The sequence below is a fragment of the Enterobacter sp. genome, from assembly GCF_977039595.1.
The window spans coordinates 163685-181071 of sequence record NZ_CDRQYH010000001.1 but is presented as its reverse complement, the minus strand read 5'-3'; the positions used below and the strand labels follow the sequence as shown (position 1 = coordinate 181071).

General features: G+C 56.0%; 13 protein-coding genes and 1 pseudogene. 13 read left to right on the top strand and 1 reads right to left on the bottom strand.

The features are described from left to right. From dnaK to nhaR, 4 genes are all read left to right on the top strand, one after another. Positions 1-1498, top strand: a 1498-nt coding sequence (gene dnaK, locus ACWYRJ_RS00790; protein ID WP_455507253.1) for a molecular chaperone DnaK, incomplete at its 5' end; no start/stop codon positions are given. A gap of 87 nt (positions 1499-1585) precedes the next feature. Beyond that, on the top strand, positions 1586-2731 hold the full coding sequence (dnaJ, locus tag ACWYRJ_RS00785; protein ID WP_014830600.1) for a molecular chaperone DnaJ: 1146 nt from the start codon (positions 1586-1588) through the stop codon (positions 2729-2731). Between the two features lie 172 nt (positions 2732-2903). Next, positions 2904-4079, top strand: coding sequence for a Na+/H+ antiporter NhaA (gene nhaA / locus ACWYRJ_RS00780; RefSeq protein WP_455507252.1), 1176 nt, complete (start codon positions 2904-2906; stop codon positions 4077-4079). Positions 4080-4138: 59 nt separating this feature from the next. Continuing rightward, positions 4139-5038 (top strand): transcriptional activator NhaR, encoded by a 900-nt coding sequence (gene nhaR / locus ACWYRJ_RS00775; RefSeq protein ID WP_032660752.1) that lies wholly within the window; start codon positions 4139-4141, stop codon positions 5036-5038. Between the two features lie 57 nt (positions 5039-5095). Here nhaR and rpsT read toward each other — a convergent pair whose 3' ends face one another. Continuing rightward, positions 5096-5359 (bottom strand): 30S ribosomal protein S20, encoded by a 264-nt coding sequence (gene rpsT, locus ACWYRJ_RS00770; protein ID WP_003856458.1) that lies wholly within the window; start codon positions 5357-5359, stop codon positions 5096-5098. 101 nt (positions 5360-5460) lie between these two features. On the opposite strand from rpsT, the pseudogene ACWYRJ_RS00765 reads away from it, so the two are divergent. From ACWYRJ_RS00765 to carB, 9 genes and pseudogenes are all read left to right on the top strand, one after another. Continuing rightward, positions 5461-5679 (top strand): annotated as a pseudogene (locus ACWYRJ_RS00765) (DUF2575 domain-containing protein). A 7-nt stretch (positions 5680-5686) separates the two neighbouring features. Continuing rightward, complete coding sequence (ribF, locus tag ACWYRJ_RS00760; protein WP_455507251.1) at positions 5687-6613, top strand: bifunctional riboflavin kinase/FAD synthetase; 927 nt, start codon at positions 5687-5689, stop codon at positions 6611-6613. A gap of 45 nt (positions 6614-6658) precedes the next feature. Next, a complete protein-coding gene (gene ileS, locus ACWYRJ_RS00755) occupies positions 6659-9475 on the top strand; it encodes an isoleucine--tRNA ligase (RefSeq protein ID WP_115876466.1) in 2817 nt (938 codons plus the stop codon). Next, the gene (lspA, locus tag ACWYRJ_RS00750; RefSeq protein ID WP_033144602.1) at positions 9475-9975 is read left to right on the top strand and encodes a signal peptidase II; all 501 of its coding nucleotides are present in this window, start codon (positions 9475-9477) and stop codon (positions 9973-9975) included. The genes ileS and lspA overlap by 1 nt, the downstream gene beginning before the upstream one ends. A 52-nt stretch (positions 9976-10027) precedes the next feature. After that, positions 10028-10477: an FKBP-type peptidyl-prolyl cis-trans isomerase gene (gene fkpB / locus ACWYRJ_RS00745; RefSeq protein WP_003856450.1), complete on the top strand. Its 450-nt coding sequence runs from the start codon at positions 10028-10030 to the stop codon at positions 10475-10477. Between the two features lies 1 nt (position 10478). Then, positions 10479-11429 (top strand): 4-hydroxy-3-methylbut-2-enyl diphosphate reductase, encoded by a 951-nt coding sequence (gene ispH, locus ACWYRJ_RS00740; protein ID WP_111964069.1) that lies wholly within the window; start codon positions 10479-10481, stop codon positions 11427-11429. Positions 11430-11634: 205 nt separating this feature from the next. Continuing rightward, on the top strand, positions 11635-12456 hold the full coding sequence (gene dapB / locus ACWYRJ_RS00735) for a 4-hydroxy-tetrahydrodipicolinate reductase (protein ID WP_127729578.1): 822 nt from the start codon (positions 11635-11637) through the stop codon (positions 12454-12456). 454 nt (positions 12457-12910) lie between these two features. Beyond that, positions 12911-14059 (top strand): glutamine-hydrolyzing carbamoyl-phosphate synthase small subunit, encoded by a 1149-nt coding sequence (gene carA, locus ACWYRJ_RS00730; protein WP_010427050.1) that lies wholly within the window; start codon positions 12911-12913, stop codon positions 14057-14059. 18 nt (positions 14060-14077) lie between these two features. Beyond that, positions 14078-17302: a carbamoyl-phosphate synthase large subunit gene (gene carB / locus ACWYRJ_RS00725; RefSeq protein ID WP_111964067.1), complete on the top strand. Its 3225-nt coding sequence runs from the start codon at positions 14078-14080 to the stop codon at positions 17300-17302. Positions 17303-17387 lie beyond the last annotated feature (85 nt).

Genomic DNA, 17387 nt, shown 5'->3' with positions numbered 1-17387 from the left:
TATCACCGTACCTGCTTACTTCAACGATGCTCAGCGTCAGGCAACCAAAGATGCTGGCCGTATCGCAGGTCTGGAAGTAAAACGTATCATCAACGAACCAACCGCGGCTGCACTGGCTTACGGTCTGGATAAAGAAGTCGGCAACCGTACTATCGCGGTTTACGACCTGGGTGGTGGTACCTTCGATATCTCTATTATCGAAATCGACGAAGTTGACGGCGAAAAAACCTTCGAAGTTCTGGCAACCAACGGTGATACCCACCTGGGTGGTGAAGACTTCGATACCCGTCTGATCAACTACCTCGTTGACGAGTTCAAGAAAGATCAGGGCATTGACCTGCGTAACGACCCGCTGGCTATGCAGCGCCTGAAAGAAGCCGCTGAGAAAGCGAAGATCGAGCTGTCTTCTGCTCAGCAGACCGACGTTAACCTGCCGTACATCACTGCAGACGCGACCGGTCCTAAACACATGAATATCAAAGTGACCCGTGCGAAACTGGAAAGCCTGGTAGAAGACCTGGTGAACCGTTCTATCGAGCCGCTGAAAGTTGCTCTGCAGGACGCTGGCCTGTCCGTGTCTGATATCAACGACGTTATCCTCGTTGGTGGCCAGACCCGTATGCCAATGGTGCAGAAGAAAGTGGCTGAGTTCTTTGGTAAAGAGCCACGTAAAGACGTTAACCCGGACGAAGCAGTGGCTATCGGTGCTGCGGTTCAGGGTGGCGTACTGACCGGTGAAGTTAAAGACGTACTGCTGCTGGACGTTACCCCGCTGTCTCTGGGTATCGAAACCATGGGCGGTGTGATGACTGCGCTCATCAACAAAAACACCACCATCCCAACCAAGCACAGCCAGGTGTTCTCTACCGCTGAAGACAACCAGTCTGCGGTAACCATCCATGTGCTGCAGGGTGAGCGTAAGCGTGCGGCGGATAACAAATCTCTGGGTCAGTTCAACCTGGACGGTATTAACCCGGCACCGCGCGGCATGCCGCAGATCGAAGTCACCTTCGATATCGATGCTGACGGTATCCTGCACGTGTCTGCGAAAGACAAAAACAGCGGTAAAGAGCAGAAGATCACCATCAAGGCATCTTCTGGCCTGAACGAAGCTGAAATCGAAAAAATGGTTCGCGATGCCGAAGCTAACGCGGAATCCGACCGTAAGTTCGAAGAGCTGGTTCAGACCCGCAACCAGGGTGACCATCTGCTGCACAGCACCCGTAAGCAGGTTGAAGAAGCAGGCGATAAGCTGCCAGCGGAAGACAAGACTGCTATCGAAGCTGCACTGAGTGCGCTGGAATCCTCACTGAAAGGTGAAGATAAAGCGGACATCGAAGCGAAGATGCAGGAACTGGCACAGGCTTCTCAGAAGCTGATGGAAATCGCTCAGCAGCAGCACGCTCAACAGCAGGCGGGCGCTGACGCTTCGGCGAACAACGCGAAAGACGACGACGTTGTCGACGCTGAGTTCGAAGAAGTCAAAGACAAAAAATAATCGCCCTGATGCAGGGTAATTAATCGGCACGGGCGTAGGAGAACTCTCCACGCCCGTGCTCGCATGTTAAGGGGCTTAAAAAAACCAATGGCAAAGCAAGACTATTACGAGATTTTAGGCGTTCCGAAAACTGCGGAAGAGCGTGAAATCAAAAAGGCGTATAAGCGCCTGGCCATGAAATTCCACCCGGACCGTAACCAGGGTGACAAAGAGGCTGAAGCCAAATTTAAAGAGATCAAAGAAGCCTACGAAGTCCTGACCGATGCACAAAAACGTGCGGCCTATGACCAGTACGGTCACGCAGCCTTTGAACAGGGCGGCATGGGCGGCGGTGGATTCGGTGGCGGCGGCTTTGGTGGCGGCGCTGACTTCAGCGATATCTTTGGCGATGTGTTCGGCGATATCTTCGGCGGCGGCCGTGGTCGTCAGCGCGCGGCGCGCGGCGCGGACCTGCGCTACAACATGGAGCTGACGCTGGAAGAGGCCGTTCGCGGCGTAACCAAAGAGATCCGTATTCCAACGCTGGAAGAGTGTGACGTTTGCCACGGCAGCGGTGCGAAAGCGGGTACGCAGCCACAAACCTGTCCAACCTGTCACGGTTCGGGTCAGGTACAGATGCGTCAGGGCTTCTTTGCGGTGCAGCAGGCCTGTCCGCACTGTCACGGTCGCGGTACGCTGATCAAAGATCCGTGCACCAAATGCCACGGCCACGGTCGCGTTGAGAAAACCAAGACCCTGTCCGTTAAGATCCCGGCCGGCGTGGATACGGGCGACCGCATCCGTCTGGCAGGTGAGGGCGAAGCAGGCGAGCACGGCGCACCGGCAGGCGATTTGTACGTCCAGGTGCAGGTGAAACAGCACGCTATCTTTGAGCGTGAAGGGAACAACCTGTACTGCGAAGTGCCGATCAACTTTGCGATGGCGGCACTGGGCGGTGAAATCGAAGTACCGACGCTGGATGGTCGCGTCAATCTGAAGATCCCGGGCGAGACCCAGACCGGTAAGCTGTTCCGCATGCGCGGGAAAGGCGTTAAATCCGTTCGTGGTGGTGCGCAGGGCGACCTGCTTTGCCGCGTCGTCGTGGAAACGCCGGTTGGCCTGAACGACAAGCAGAAACAGCTGCTGAAAGAGCTGCAGGAGAGCTTCGGCGGCCCGACGGGTGAGAAAAACAGCCCGCGCTCCAAAAGCTTCTTCGATGGCGTCAAAAAATTCTTCGATGATTTGACCCGCTAATCGATCAGCTGGTTTTCATCCGCAAAAGCCCGGAAGCGATTCCGGGCTTTTTCTTTTTGTAGGTATTGCTCGGTTAAACTGAATCTATACTCAATATTAATCTGTTTTTGCCGAGCTATTTGGCTTGGTATTATGGTTTTATCGAGGTATTGTTGTAAAAGAGAGAACTTAAATGAAATTACTACACCGTTTCTTTAGCAGTGAGGCGTCCGGTGGCGTGATCCTGATTATTGCCGCAGCGGCCGCGATGGTGCTGGCTAACCTTGGCATCACGCAGGATCTCTACCATGCATTTCTGGAAACGCCCGTTGAGCTGAAGGTCGGGGCGCTGGAAATTAACAAGAACATGCTGCTGTGGATCAACGATGCGCTAATGGCGGTGTTTTTCCTGCTGGTGGGGCTTGAGGTCAAGCGTGAGCTGGTACTGGGCTCGCTTGCCAGCCGCCAGCGCGCGGCGTTCCCGGTCATTGCCGCGCTCGGTGGGATGGTGGTGCCAGCGCTGCTCTTCCTGGCATTCACCTGGCAGGATCCGATTGCACGTCACGGCTGGGCGATCCCGGCTGCGACGGATATCGCCTTTGCGCTCGGTGTCTTAGCCTTACTCGGTAGCCGCGTGCCGGTAGCCCTGAAAATCTTCCTGATGGCGCTGGCGATCATCGATGACCTGGGCGCCATTGTGATTATCGCGCTGTTCTACACCAGCGATCTGTCGATCCTGTCCCTGAGCGTGGCCGCCGGGGCGATTGCGGTGCTGGCGCTGCTGAACATCTTCAATGTTCGCCGCATCGGTATCTATATCCTGGTGGGGATGGTGCTGTGGACGGCGGTGCTGAAATCGGGCGTGCACGCTACGCTGGCAGGTGTGATCGTCGGCTTCCTCGTGCCGCTTAAGCCGCAGGACGGCAAGTCGCCTGCCAAACAGCTGGAGCATGTGCTGCATCCGTGGGTCGCCTTTATGATCCTGCCCCTATTTGCGTTTGCCAACGCGGGCGTTTCCCTCGGCGGCGTGACGCTGGACGGGCTGACGTCCGTACTGCCGCTGGGCATCATTGCCGGGCTGTTTATCGGTAAGCCGCTGGGCATTAGCCTCTTCTGCTGGCTGGCGACGAAGCTGAAGCTGGCGTCATTGCCGCACGGCACAACCTTTGGTCAAATTATGGCCGTCGGCGTGCTGTGTGGAATCGGGTTTACGATGTCGATCTTTATCTCGACCCTTGCGTTTGGCGCGCATGCGCCTGAGCTGATCGTCTGGGCGAAACTCGGCATTCTTATCGGGTCATTACTGGCCGCGGTAATCGGTTATACCTTGCTGAAGATTAAATTGTCCGGACAGGCCGTCCGGGCATAACGGAACACCGGGAGGAGGGCGATCCTTCTCCCGATACACACTCAGGGAGAGAAGACGCGATGTCTCATTTAAATTACAACCATCTGTACTACTTCTGGCACGTCTATAAGCAGGGCTCGGTGGTAGGAGCGGCAGAGGCGCTCTATCTGACGCCGCAAACCATCACCGGGCAAATCAAGGCGCTGGAAGAGCGTTTGCAGGGTAAGCTGTTCAAGCGTAAGGGGCGTGGGATTGAACCCAGCGAACTGGGCGAGCTGGTGTTTCGCTACGCGGACAAGATGTTCACCCTGAGCCAGGAGATGCTGGATATTGTCAACTACCGCAAAGAGTCGAACCTGCTCTTTGACGTGGGCGTGGCGGATGCGCTGTCCAAACGGCTGGTGAGCGGCGTGCTGGATGCGGCGGTGGTGGAAGATGAGCAAATCCATCTGCGCTGCTTTGAATCCACCCACGAGATGCTGCTCGAACAGCTGAGCCAGCACAAGCTGGATATGATTATCTCGGATTGTCCGATTGATTCCACCCAGCAGGAAGGGCTGTTCTCAGTAAAAATTGGCGAATGCGGCGTGAGCTTCTGGTGCATTAATCCGCCGCCGGAAAAACCGTTCCCCGCGTGCCTTGAAGAGCGCCGCTTGCTGGTGCCGGGAAGACGCTCAATGCTGGGACGCAAGCTGCTGAACTGGTTTAACTCGCAGGGGCTAAAGGTAGAAATCCTCGGTGAGTTCGACGATGCGGCGCTGATGAAAGCCTTTGGCGAAGCGCATAACGCCATCTTCGTTGCGCCGACGCTGTATGCGCACGATCTCTATTCGGACGATAAGATTACGGAGATAGGCAGAGTGGATAACGTGATGGAGGAGTATCACGCCATATTTGCCGAAAGGATGATTCAGCACCCGGCGGTGCAGCGAATCTGTAACCGTGACTACTCGGCGCTGTTTACGCCACCGGCAATCTAAAGGCATAAAAAAACCCGCGTTAAGCGGGTTCTTTAAACAAGCAACAACAAGTAGCGATTAAGCCAGTTTGTTGATCTGCGCGGTCAGGTTTGCTTTATGACGCGCTGCTTTGTTTTTGTGGATCAGACCTTTAGCAGCCTGACGATCCACGATTGGTTGCATTTCGTTAAATGCGTTCTGCGCTGCAGCTTTGTCGCCTGCTTCGATTGCTGCGTATACTTTCTTGATGAAAGTACGCATCATAGAGCGACGGCTTGCGTTGTGCTTACGAGCCTTTTCAGACTGAACGGCACGTTTCTTAGCTGATTTGATATTAGCCAAGTCCAACTCCCAAATATGTTCTATGTGGACAATTCAAAGGCCGAGGAATATGCCCTCTTTGCCTTCTTTTGTCAATGGATTTGTGCAAATAAGCGCCGTTAATTAGCGACGCTACGTTACGTAGTGATGGCTCAGGATTCTACCAGCTTGTCTTCCCTGAATACAGCCTTTCGGCATAAAAATCGCAGTTCACGAGCAGATTTTTTCGCTGCGAAAGGTCAGCCTGATGAAATCATTACGGCTTTCTGTTTTGCGCGAACAATCGCCGGTTAACCTTAACCGCTGTACAAGGTATACTTTGGCGATTTTCACTGTTTTGAGCCAGACATGAAGCTGATACGCGGCATACATAATCTCAGCAGCGCACCGCACGGGTGCGTGCTGACTATTGGTAATTTCGACGGCGTGCATCGTGGTCATCAGGCGCTGTTGCAGGGATTGCGTAAAGAAGGGGAGGCCCGCGGCCTGCCTGTTGTAGTGATGATTTTCGAGCCGCAGCCGCTGGAGCTGTTCGCGGGCGATAAATCTCCCGCCCGCCTCACTCGCCTGCGCGAGAAGTTGCGCTATCTGGCGGAGTCCGGCGTGGACTATGTATTGTGTGTACGTTTCGATCGCCGCTTTGCCGCGCTGACAGCACAAAATTTCGTCAGCGACCTGCTGGTTAAGCGCCTTGGCGTGCAGTTTCTCGCCGTGGGCGATGATTTCCGCTTTGGCGCTGGTCGTCAGGGCGATTTCTTGCTATTACAGAAGGCTGGTCTGGAGTACGGATTTGACGTCACCAGCGCGATGACCTTCTGCGAAGGCGGCGTGCGCGTCAGCAGCACGGCGGTTCGCCGGGCATTGGCCGATGATGAACTGGATACGGCTGAAACCCTGCTGGGGCATCCGTTTACTATCTCTGGCCGCGTGGTCCATGGCGATGCGCTGGGCCGCACGATAGGCTTCCCGACGGCGAATATACCGCTGCGTCGTCAGGTTTCCCCGGTTAAAGGGGTTTATGCGGTGGTAGTGGCAGGACTGGGCGATAAGCCGTTCTACGGCGTCGCCAACATTGGCACGCGTCCGACCGTCGCGGGTGTGCGTCAACAGTTAGAAGTGCACCTGCTGGACGTTGTAATGGACCTGTATGGTCGCCATATAGATGTGATACTGCGTAAAAAAATACGCAACGAGCAGCGATTTGGTTCGCTGGATGAACTAAAAGCGCAAATTGCGCGAGATGAATTGACGGCCCGCGAGTTTTTTGGGCTTTGAACCCGGCTTAACTGCCTACGTGATAAATACGGAACCGAGAATCTGATGAGTGACTATAAATCAACCCTGAATTTGCCGGAAACAGGGTTCCCGATGCGCGGCGATCTCGCCAAGCGCGAACCGGGAATGCTGGCGCGTTGGACCGATGATGACCTGTACGGCATCATTCGTGCAGCCAAAAAAGGCAAAAAAACCTTCATTCTGCATGATGGCCCTCCATATGCGAATGGCAGCATTCATATTGGTCACTCGGTTAACAAGATTCTGAAAGACATTATCGTGAAGTCCAAAGGGCTCACGGGCTATGACTCGCCTTACGTTCCAGGCTGGGACTGCCACGGTCTGCCAATCGAGCTGAAAGTGGAGCAAGAGTTCGGCAAGCCGGGTGAGAAGTTCACCGCCGCCGAGTTCCGTGCGAAATGCCGCGAATATGCAGCCACGCAGGTCGACGGTCAGCGCGCTGACTTCATCCGTCTGGGCGTGCTGGGCGACTGGTCGCACCCGTACCTGACCATGGATTTCAAAACTGAAGCCAACATCATCCGTGCGCTGGGCAAAATCATCGGTAACGGTCACCTGCACAAAGGCGCTAAGCCGGTGCACTGGTGCGTGGACTGCCGCTCTGCGCTGGCAGAAGCGGAAGTGGAGTATTACGACAAAACTTCCCCATCTATCGACGTGGCGTTCCATGCCGTCGATCAGGATGCGGTGAAGGCTAAATTTGGCGTCTCCTCGGTAAACGGCCCGATCTCTCTGGTGATTTGGACCACCACCCCGTGGACTCTGCCTGCCAACCGTGCGATCTCCCTGTCCGGTGAGTTCGAATACGCACTGGTGCAGATTGACGGTCAGGCGGTTATCCTGGCGAAAGATCTGGTTGAGAGCGTGCTGAAGCGCGCGCATATCAGTGACTACACCGTGCTGGGCACCGTGAAAGGTGACGCCCTGGAGCTGATGCGCTTCAAGCACCCGTTCCTGGACTTCGACGTTCCGGCGATCCTGGGCGATCACGTGACGCTGGAAGCGGGTACCGGTGCGGTGCATACCGCCGGTGGCCACGGTCCTGACGACTACAACATCAGCCTGAAGTACGGTCTGGAAATCGCTAACCCGGTCGGCCCGGACGGTTCTTATCTGCCTGGCACCTACCCGGCGCTGGATGGTATCAACGTCTTCAAAGCGAACGACATTATCGTCGACATGCTGCGTACCAGCGGCGCGCTGCTGCACGTAGAAAAAATGCAGCACAGCTATCCGTGCTGCTGGCGTCACAAGACCCCGATCATCTTCCGTGCGACCCCACAGTGGTTCGTCAGCATGGATCAGAAAGGCCTGCGCGAGCAGTCTCTGAAAGAGATCAAAGGCGTGCAGTGGATCCCTGACTGGGGCCAGGCGCGTATCGAATCCATGGTAGCTAACCGTCCTGACTGGTGTATCTCCCGTCAGCGTACCTGGGGTGTACCGATGTCTCTGTTCGTGCACAAAGAGACGCAGGAACTGCACCCGAACACCCTGGAACTGATGGAAGAAGTGGCGAAGCGCGTCGAAGTTGACGGCATTCAGGCGTGGTGGGATCTCGACGCCCGCGACATCCTGGGCGCTGATGCAGATAACTACGAGAAAGTGCCGGATACCCTGGACGTGTGGTTCGACTCCGGGTCTACCCACTCCTCCGTGGTTGACGTGCGTCCGGAATTCGCCGGTCACGCTGCCGATATGTATCTGGAAGGGTCGGACCAACACCGCGGCTGGTTCATGTCATCTCTGATGATCTCCACCGCCATGAAGGGTAAAGCACCTTACCGTCAGGTACTGACTCACGGCTTCACCGTGGATGGACAGGGCCGTAAGATGTCCAAGTCCATCGGTAACACCGTTTCTCCGCAGGATGTGATGAACAAGCTGGGCGCAGACATCCTGCGTCTGTGGGTGGCTTCGACCGACTACACCGGCGAAATGGCGGTGTCTGACGAGATCCTGAAGCGTGCTGCCGACAGCTATCGCCGTATCCGTAACACCGCGCGCTTCCTGCTGGCGAACCTGAACGGGTTCGATCCGGCAAAAGACATGGTGAAACCGGAAGAGATGGTGGTGCTGGACCGCTGGGCGGTAGGCTGCGCGAAAGCGGCGCAGGACGATATCCTGAAAGCCTATGAGTCTTACGACTTCCACGAAGTGGTGCAGCGCCTGATGCGCTTCTGCTCCATCGAGATGGGCTCGTTCTACCTCGACATCATCAAAGACCGCCAGTACACCGCGAAAGCGGACAGCGTGGCGCGTCGTAGCTGCCAGACCGCGCTGTTCCACATCGCAGAAGCGCTGGTACGCTGGATGGCGCCGATCATGTCCTTCACCGCGGATGAAATCTGGGGCTATCTGCCGGGTGACCGTGAGAAGTATGTCTTCACGGGTGAGTGGTACGAAGGTCTGTTCGATCTCTCCAGCACCGAAGCGATGAACGATGCCTTCTGGGACGAGCTGCTGAAAGTGCGTGGCGAAGTGAACAAGGTTATCGAGCAGGCGCGCGCAGACAAGAAAGTCGGCGGCTCTCTGGAAGCGGCAGTCACGCTGTACGCCGAACCGGAGCTGGCGGCGAAGCTGATCGCGCTGGGCGATGAATTACGATTTGTCCTGTTGACCTCCGGTGCGAAAGTTGCGGATTATGCCGAGGCTTCTGCTGATGCTCAGCAGAGCGAACTGCTCAAAGGACTGAAAGTCGCGCTGAGCAAAGCCGACGGTGAGAAATGCCCGCGTTGCTGGCATTACACCACCGATGTCGGTCAGGTGGCGGAACACGCAGACATCTGCGGACGCTGTGTAAGCAACGTCGCCGGTGACGGCGAAAAACGTAAGTTTGCCTGATGAGTAAAACTCTCTGTTCAACAGGACTGCGCTGGCTGTGGCTGGTTGTGGTGGTGCTGATTATCGATCTGGGCAGCAAATTCCTGATCCTCCAGAATTTTGCTCTGGGGGAGACGGTCCCGCTGTTCCCATCGCTTAACCTGCACTACGCGCGTAACTACGGCGCAGCGTTTAGTTTCCTTGCCGACAGCGGTGGCTGGCAGCGCTGGTTCTTTGCAGGTATCGCTCTGGGTATCTGCGTGATCCTGGCGGTGCTGATGTACCGCTCGAAGGCCACGCAAAAGCTGAATAACATCGCCTACGCGCTGATCATTGGCGGCGCGCTGGGCAACCTGTTTGACCGCCTGTGGCACGGCTTTGTGGTCGATATGATTGACTTTTACGTCGGCGACTGGCATTTCGCGACCTTTAACCTGGCCGATACGGCAATTTGTATCGGTGCGGCGTTAATCGTGCTGGAAGGCTTCTTGCCTAAACCGGCTGCGAAAGAGCAGGCGTAACACACTCGCCCGGTGGTGTAATGCCACCGGGCAAAACAAGCGAGCAATTTGCATGTCTAAATCCGTACAGAGCAACAGCGCGGTTCTCGTTCACTTCACGCTGAAGCTGGATGACGGCTCCACGGCCGAATCCACCCGCAATAACGGCAAACCGGCCCTGTTTCGTCTTGGCGATACCTCCCTGTCTGAAGGTCTTGAGCAGCAGCTTCTCGGTCTGAAAGAGGGTGAGAAAAAGGCCTTTTCGCTGGAGCCGGATGCCGCGTTTGGCGTGCCGAGTCCGGACCTGATCCAGTATTTCTCGCGCCGCGAGTTTATGGATGCGGGTGAACCGGAAATCGGAGCGATTATGCTCTTTACCGCTATGGACGGCAGCGAAATGCCTGGCGTGATCCGCGAAATCAACGGCGACTCCATTACCGTTGACTTCAACCATCCGCTTGCCGGGCGTACCGTTCATTTTGATGTTGAAGTGCTGGAAATCGATCCTGCACTGGAGGCCTGAAATGCAGATCCTGTTGGCTAACCCGCGCGGCTTCTGCGCCGGTGTAGACCGCGCTATCAGCATTGTTGAAAACGCGCTGGAGATTTACGGCGCGCCGATTTATGTGCGTCACGAAGTGGTGCATAACCGCTATGTGGTCGACAGCCTGCGCGAGCGCGGCGCAATTTTTATTGAGCAGATCAGCGAAGTACCGGACGGTGCGATTCTGATCTTCTCCGCGCACGGTGTCTCGCAGGCGGTCCGTAACGAAGCAAAAAGCCGCGATCTGACCGTATTCGATGCTACCTGTCCGCTGGTGACAAAAGTGCATATGGAAGTGGCGCGCGCCAGCCGTCGTGGTGAAGAGTCGATTTTGATTGGCCATGCCGGTCATCCGGAAGTCGAAGGCACCATGGGCCAGTACAGCAACCCGGAAGGGGGGATGTATCTGGTTGAGTCGCCTGAAGATGTCCTTACGCTGAACGTGAAAAACGAAGCGCGTCTGTCGTTTATGACCCAGACGACGCTCTCCGTAGACGATACCTCAGACGTGATTGACGCCCTGCGTCAGCGCTTCCCGAAAATCGTCGGCCCGCGTAAGGATGATATCTGCTACGCAACCACTAACCGTCAGGAAGCGGTGCGCGCGCTGGCTGAAAAGGCGGATGTGGTGCTCGTGGTCGGCTCCAAAAACTCATCTAACTCCAACCGTCTGGCCGAACTGGCGCAGCGCATGGGGAAAATGGCTTTCCTGATTGATGACGCGTCGGATATTCAGGAAGCGTGGGTTAAAGACGCGGCCTGTGTCGGCGTGACGGCCGGGGCATCTGCGCCAGATATTCTGGTTCAGAACGTCATTTCCCGTCTGCAGGAGCTGGGCGGTGGCGAAGCGGTGCCGCTGGAGGGGCGTGAAGAGAACATCGTTTTCGAAGTCCCGAAAGAACTGCGCATCGACGCCCGCGAAGTTGAATAGTCCTTTTTCTGATGAAAGGCCAGCACCTCCTGTGCTGGCCTTTTTTTTACCCGTTACTTTATCGTGACGACAAAATCATGTCTTTTACTGATATTTAAGTCGGTTTCACGTTAAATTCTAATTATCGGTGTTTTCAGTTGGCAGTGCTTCTCAAGGCTGGTTAATCTGAAAACGGTTTACATCATTTTAACGTAAGAGAATAACTATGCATGATGCACAGATCCGTGTCGCCATTGCGGGCGCGGGTGGACGTATGGGCCGTCAGCTTATTCAGGCGGCACTTCAGATGGATGGCGTAGCGCTTGGCGCGGCACTGGAGCGTGAAGGTTCTTCGCTTCTGGGGACCGATGCCGGTGAGCTGGCGGGCGCTGGCCACACGGGCGTTACCGTGCAAAGCAGTCTGGAAGCGGTAAAAGAGGACTTCGATGTATTCATCGATTTTACCCGCCCGGAAGGGACGCTCACGCATCTGGCGTTTTGTCGTCAGCACGGCAAGGGGATGGTGATCGGCACCACCGGTTTTGACGATGCGGGCAAGCAGGCTATCCAGGATGCATCAAAAGAGATTGCAATTGTCTTCGCGGCAAACTTCAGCGTGGGCGTTAACGTCATGCTGAAGCTGCTGGAGAAGGCCGCGAAGGTGATGGGCAATTATACCGATATCGAGATTGTAGAAGCTCACCACCGTTACAAGGTTGATGCGCCATCTGGCACGGCGCTGGCGATGGGCGAAGCGATTGCTCATGCACTTGATAAAGATTTAAAAGACTGCGCGGTCTATACCCGCGAAGGTTACACCGGCGAACGCGTGCCTGGCACCATTGGTTTCGCAACCGTGCGAGCGGGTGACATCGTCGGCGAACATACGGCGATGTTCGCCGATATTGGCGAACGTGTCGAAATTACGCATAAAGCTTCAAGCCGAATGACGTTCGCCAACGGCGCCGTACGTTCCGCTTTGTGGCTTAAAAGCAAGAAAAGCGGTCTTTTTGATATGCGAGATGTGCTCGATCTCAACAATTTGTAAGCATTATTACCCATCGTGATGTGGTTATTGCAGTCGTAATTGTTTGATTGCATAGGGCAATATTTTATTGCCCTTTTATTTTATCTGTTTCATGTGTTATTTTTAATTAAGCATCTAAATTTCTTTATCTTGTAGCGTTTTAACGTTGCTGAAATGTAAATTTTGACCATCCGGTCCACTTTTTCATGCTCTAACACGACATTTTTTATTAAACCAGGCGCGCAAGCGTTTTCAGCAGTGATTTACCTGATCTTTTTGTCGCTTAAGCCGCATTACTCTCGCCAGGGCTGCAAAACACTAAACAAAATATCCGTTTTAAGTTGACTTTTACCCACCAAATCTCCAGAATGCCGCCGTTTGCCAAAAATCCGCTGGCAACACATTTGCATTGATTCATGACACGGTTATGAATTAATATGCAAATAAAGTGAGTGAATATTCTCTGGAGGGTGTTTTGATTAAGTCAGCGCTATTGGTTCTGGAAGACGGAACCCAGTTTATCGGTCGGGCCATAGGGGCAACGGGTTCGGCGGTTGGGGAAGTCGTTTTCAATACTTCAATGACCGGTTATCAAGAAATCCTCACTGATCCTTCCTATTCTCGCCAAATCGTTACTCTTACTTATCCTCATATCGGCAATGTCGGCACCAATGCGGCTGACGAAGAATCCTCTCAGGTACATGCGCAAGGCCTGGTCATCCGCGACCTGCCGCTGATTGCCAGCAACTTCCGCAATACCGAAGATCTTTCTTCTTACCTGAAGCGCCATAACATCGTGGCGATTGCCGATATCGATACCCGTAAGCTAACGCGTCTGCTGCGCGAGAAGGGTGCACAGAACGGCTGTATCATCGCGGGTGATAACCTCGATGCGACGCTGGCGCTTGAAAAAGCGAAAGCCTTCCCTGGCCTGAACGGCATGGACCTGGCGAAAGAAGTGACTACTGCTGAAGCCTACAGCTGGACTCAGGGTAGCTGGACGCTGGAAGGCGACCTGCCGGAAGCGAAAAAAGAGAGCGAGCTGCCGTTCCACGTGGTGGCCTACGATTTCGGCGCCAAGCGCAACATCCTGCGCATGCTGGTTGACCGCGGCTGCCGCCTGACGGTGGTTCCTGCACAAACGTCTGCCGAAGACGTGCTGAAGATGAATCCGGACGGTATTTTCCTGTCCAACGGTCCTGGCGACCCGGCGCCGTGTGATTACGCCATCGCCGCCATCAAGTCCTTCCTGGAAACCGACATCCCGGTATTCGGCATCTGCCTCGGCCATCAGCTGCTGGCGCTGGCTAGCGGTGCGAACACCGTTAAGATGAAGTTCGGCCACCACGGTGGTAACCACCCGGTGAAAGACATCGATAACAACACGGTGATGATCACCGCGCAGAACCACGGCTTTGCCGTCGATGAAGCCTCAATGCCGGCTAACCTGCGCGTGACCCATAAGTCGCTGTTCGATGGCACCCTGCAGGGTATCCACCGTACCGATAAGCCAGCATTCAGCTTCCAGGGCCACCCTGAAGCCAGCCCGGGTCCACACGACGCCGCGCCGCTGTTCGATCACTTCATCGAACTTATCGAGCAATACCGTAAGACAGCTAAATAATCAGGAGCCGAGAAGACAATGCCAAAACGTACAGACATAAAAAGCATCCTGATCCTTGGCGCTGGCCCGATCGTGATCGGCCAGGCCTGCGAATTCGACTACTCCGGCGCGCAGGCGTGTAAAGCCCTGCGCGAAGAGGGTTACCGCGTTATCCTGGTGAACTCCAACCCGGCAACCATCATGACCGACCCGGAAATGGCAGATGCAACCTACATCGAGCCGATTCACTGGGAAGTGGTGCGTAAAATCATCGAGAAAGAGCGTCCGGACGCGGTGCTGCCAACCATGGGCGGCCAGACGGCGCTGAACTGTGCGCTGGAGCTGGAGCGTCAGGGCGTGCTGGAAGAGTTCGGCGTGACCATGATCGGCGCGACCGCCGACGCCATTGATAAAGCAGAAGACCGTCGCCGCTTCGACGTGGCAATGAAGAAAATCGGCCTCGACACCGCGCGTTCCGGTATCGCACACAATATGGAAGAAGCGCTGGCCGTTGCCGCTGAAGTGGGTTATCCGTGCATCATCCGTCCATCGTTCACCATGGGCGGCACCGGCGGCGGTATCGCCTACAACCGTGAAGAGTTCGAAGAGATTTGTGAGCGCGGTCTTGATCTCTCCCCAACCAAAGAGCTGCTGATTGACGAGTCGCTGATTGGCTGGAAAGAGTACGAGATGGAAGTGGTGCGTGATAAAAACGACAACTGCATCATCGTCTGCTCCATCGAAAACTTCGATGCGATGGGTATCCACACCGGTGACTCCATCACCGTTGCGCCAGCCCAGACCCTGACCGACAAAGAGTATCAAATCATGCGTAACGCCTCGATGGCGGTACTGCGTGAAATCGGCGTGGAAACCGGCGGTTCTAACGTGCAGTTCTCGGTTAACCCGAAAACAGGCCGCCTGATTGTTATCGAAATGAACCCGCGCGTGTCCCGTTCCTCCGCGCTGGCGTCTAAAGCGACCGGCTTCCCGATTGCGAAAGTGGCGGCGAAGCTGGCGGTGGGTTACACCCTCGACGAGCTGATGAACGACATCACCGGTGGCCGCACGCCTGCGTCCTTCGAGCCGTCCATCGACTACGTTGTGACCAAAATTCCTCGCTTCAACTTCGAGAAATTCGCGGGCGCGAACGACCGTCTGACCACCCAGATGAAATCTGTCGGTGAAGTGATGGCGATTGGCCGCACCCAGCAGGAATCCCTGCAGAAAGCGCTGCGCGGCCTGGAAGTGGGCGCGACCGGCTTTGACCCGAAAGTGAGTCTGGACGACCCGGAAGCGCTGACTAAAATTCGCCGCGAGCTGAAAGACGCGGGCGCAGAGCGTATCTGGTACATCGCCGATGCCTTCCGTGCGGGCCTGTCCGTGGACGGCGTGTTCAACCTGACCAACATCGACCGCTGGTTCCTGGTGCAGATTGAAGAGCTGGTCCGTCTGGAAGAACAGGTTGCCGAGCTGGGCATTACCGGTCTGGACGCTGACTTCCTGCGCGTGCTGAAGCGTAAAGGCTTCGCCGACGCGCGTCTGGCTAAGCTGGCGGGCGTGCGTGAAGCAGAAATCCGCAAGCTGCGCGACCAGTACAACCTGCACCCGGTCTACAAGCGCGTGGACACCTGTGCGGCTGAATTCTCGACCGACACCGCGTACATGTACTCCACCTATGAAGACGAGTGCGAAGCGAACCCGTCAGTCGACCGCGACAAGATTATGGTGCTGGGCGGCGGTCCAAACCGTATCGGCCAGGGCATCGAGTTCGACTACTGCTGTGTACACGCCTCGCTGGCGCTGCGCGAAGACGGTTACGAGACCATCATGGTCAACTGTAACCCTGAAACGGTTTCTACCGACTACGACACCTCTGACCGCCTCTACTTCGAGCCGGTTACCCTGGAAGACGTGCTGGAAATCGTGCGCATCGAGAAGCCAAAAGGCGTTATCGTGCAGTACGGTGGCCAGACCCCGCTGAAGCTGGCGCGCGCGCTGGAAGCGGCGGGCGTACCGGTTATCGGCACCAGCCCGGATGCGATTGACCGCGCGGAAGACCGCGAGCGTTTCCAGCAGGCGGTTGACCGTCTGAAGCTGAAACAGCCGGCGAACGCCACCGTGACCGCTATCGAACAGGCCGTTGAGAAGGCGAAAGAGATTGGCTACCCGCTGGTGGTGCGTCCTTCCTACGTGCTGGGCGGCCGTGCGATGGAAATCGTTTATGACGAAGCCGACCTGCGTCGCTACTTCCAGACCGCAGTGAGCGTTTCCAACGATGCGCCAGTGCTGCTCGACCGCTTCCTCGACGACGCGGTGGAAGTAGACGTTGACGCCATCTGCGACGGCGAAATGGTGCTGATTGGCGGCATCATGGAGCATATCGAGCAGGCGGGCGTGCACTCCGGCGACTCCGCCTGTTCTCTGCCAGCGTACACCCTGAGCCAGGAGATTCAGGACGTGATGCGCCAGCAGGTACAGAAGCTGGCCTTCGAGCTGCAGGTTCGCGGCCTGATGAACGTCCAGTTCGCGGTGAAAGACAACGAAGTCTACCTGATCGAAGTCAACCCGCGTGCGGCACGTACCGTACCGTTCGTCTCCAAAGCCACCGGCGTACCGCTGGCGAAAGTGGCAGCGCGCGTGATGGCGGGCCAGACGCTGGCGCAGCAGGGTGTGACCAAGGAGATCATTCCACCGTACTACTCGGTGAAAGAAGTGGTGCTGCCGTTCAACAAATTCCCGGGCGTTGACCCGCTGTTAGGGCCAGAAATGCGCTCTACCGGGGAAGTGATGGGCGTGGGCCGCACCTTTGCCGAAGCGTTCGCGAAGGCGCAGCTGGGCAGTAGCTCTACCATGAGAAAATCAGGCCGTGCGCTGCTCTCCGTTCGCGAAGGCGACAAAGAGCGCGTGGTTGACCTGGCCGCCAAGCTGCTGAAACAGGGCTTTGAGCTGGACGCAACCCACGGTACGGCGATTGTGCTGGGTGAAGCCGGCATCAATCCGCGTCTGGTGAACAAGGTGCATGAAGGCCGTCCGCACATTCAGGACCGTATCAAGAATGGCGAATACACCTACATCATCAACACCACCGCAGGCCGCCAGGCGATTGAAGACTCCAAGCTGATTCGCCGCAGCGCGCTGCAGTACAAGGTGCACTACGACACAACCCTGAACGGCGGTTTCGCAACGGCTATGGCGCTGAACGCGGATGCTACCGAGAAGGTGATTTCAGTGCAGGAAATGCACGCGCAGATTAGCAAGTAAGTAAAAATGCCCGGTGCCGTTCGGTTGCCGGGCATTCTCCCCATCTTCAGAACCTTCTGGTTTTTCATCCGGTTTCAGTCAGTTA